Here is a 2,075-nt window from a genome sequence, read left to right on the forward strand (position 1 = left end):
AGTCCTTCCACCACACCGTCCGTGAGCAGCACGAACATCCCGCCGGTGGTGAGCCGGAACCGGGAGACCGGGTACTCGATGCCCGGGTCGATCCCCAGGGGCGGTCCGCCCTCGTCCTCGCCGATCCCGGACTTGCCGTCGGCGGTGGCCCAGACGAAGGGGATGTGGCCGGCGCGGGCGCTCTCCAGCAGCCCGGTCACCGGGTCGAGCCGCATGAAGATGCAGGTGGCGAAGAGGTCGCTGCCCAGGGACACCAGCAGGTCGTTGGTACGGGCGAGCAGTTCGCCCGGCTCGCCGGCCACCGAGGCGAGCGCCCGCAGGCCGGCCCTGACCTGGCCCATGAAGGCCGCGGCCTCGATGTTGTGACCCTGGACGTCGCCTACGGACAGGCCGATACGGCCGTCGGGCAGGGTGAAGGCGTCGTACCAGTCGCCGCCCACGTTCAGCCCGTAGCAGGCGGGCGCGTACCGGACGGCCACATGGACGCGGGGGGTGTCGGGCAGGTCCCGGGGCAGCATGCCGCGCTGCAGGGCCACGGCCAGCTCGACCTGCGAGCGCTGGTACTCGGCCCGCTCGCGCGCCTGGGCGGTGAGCGACCTGAGTCTGACCAGGAGCTCGTCGTCCGTCGAGCGGTTGCGGGGCATGGGTCACTCCGGCCGGGGCGGCACCCTTTCAGGGCAGACCACCAGATTTTTACCTTTACAGGATCATAGTGCGAATGCCGGGCGGGTGAACGCGCCCGGGGCGCCGGGCCGTGGTCGGGGCGGCAGGCTCATTCCTCGTGCAGGCCGTCGGGCCTGCGGGACGCCCGCAGGGTGCCGACCGTCCTGAGCAGCCGGTCCGCGGGGTCACGCAGCCGCGGATGGGCGAGGACGGTGTTGCGCAGGCCCCGGACCGGGCGGCGCCACAGCCGGTGCGCCGCCGCCACCGGGTGGCCCCGGGTGGCGAACCCCTCGCCCACCCGCAGCTCGCGGGTCTTCAGCCAGTCCTTGTACTCCTTGTCGCCTCTGCCCAGGTCGACGAGGGTGACACCGCCGCGCGCCGCGGCCTCGGCGGTACGCAGGTGCATCATCAACCCCGGTGAGTAGTAGCGCAGTTCCGGGTCGTAGGCGGTGAACCAGGCGGCGAGCACGGTGGCCGACCGCGGACCGAAGTGCGCGGCCACCGGCCGGTCCCCGGCGTAGAGCACGGACAGCACCCCGGTGAAGTGTTCCTCGCGGACGTGGAAGAGGTGGTCCACCAGGTCGACGATCCAGGGGCGGGCGAAGCGGTCCATGCGTCCGGTCCGCCGGTACTGGGCGGACTTCCAGCGCATCAGCGTGCGCAGGGCCGCCGGGTCGCGCTCGTCGAACTCGAAGCGCAGCTCGCCGAGGTCGCGGCCGATCCGGCGTTCCTTCTTCAGCGTGGTCTTGGCCAGACCTGGGTAGGTGGCGCGCAGCCAGTCGGGGTAACCGCCGTCGCCGGGTTTGACGTCGATCACCGGGGAGGCGAAGGTCCCGGTGACATGCGGGGCGAACGGCCTCTGCTCGCTGACCAGGTGGTCGAACTCGAAGCTGGCCATCTGGCAGGCGCTCAGCAGCGCCCGGGTGTCCCAGGTGACTCCGGGCCGGTGCACCAGTGCCTGGCAGTCGGAGAGCCCGAGGCCGACGGCGCGGCCGACACCGAGGGCGTTGCGCTCGTAGGGGAGGAACCCCACGGGTTCCCCGCCCTCGCGCAGGACCGCCACCCGCACGCCGGAGCGGTACTTGCCGACACCGATCGCGAACTCCGGTGCCAGAAACGGATTGGCGTACTCCGGTGACTCGTCCATCGCCCGGTGCCAGGCCCGGCACAGCGACTGGGTCAGCTCGCCGGGTCTGTGGATGGTGATGTCCTGATGTCCGCCATGGCCTCTGGATCGCATGGGCGACCGCTCCCCCCATAACGCGTGTCCCGCGTTCCGCCGTTGCCGTGAACAGTCCCTGCTCCCCGCCGTTCACTTCGCTCAAACGTCGCGAAACAGTACGCACGCTGTCAAGAGTGCCACTGCCGGGGCGGGTCGGGGGTGGGAAGACCCGGACTTTCCCGGCCAGATC

At 71.4% G+C, this 2,075-nt stretch carries 2 protein-coding genes; both read right to left on the minus strand.

The window, feature by feature from the left end:
• The coding region (locus tag ABZ646_RS45650) for a PP2C family protein-serine/threonine phosphatase (RefSeq protein ID WP_360533431.1) at positions 1–644 on the minus strand (644 nt) is incomplete at its 3' end.
• Positions 645–772: 128 nt separating this feature from the next.
• Positions 773–1,903: a GNAT family N-acetyltransferase gene (locus tag ABZ646_RS45655; RefSeq protein ID WP_360533434.1), complete on the minus strand. Its 1,131-nt coding sequence runs from the start codon at positions 1,901–1,903 to the stop codon at positions 773–775.
• Positions 1,904–2,075: the final 172 nt, after the last annotated feature.

It is taken from the genome of Streptomyces sp. NPDC007162 (assembly GCF_040634175.1).
GTDB lineage: Bacteria > Actinomycetota > Actinomycetes > Streptomycetales > Streptomycetaceae > Streptomyces.

What these genes read in the sequence shown, in the direction of transcription:
- ABZ646_RS45655 (WP_360533434.1), bottom strand. Translation starts at nt 1,903, where the DNA reads ATGCGATCCAGAGGCCATGGCGGACATCAGGACATCACCATCCACAGA.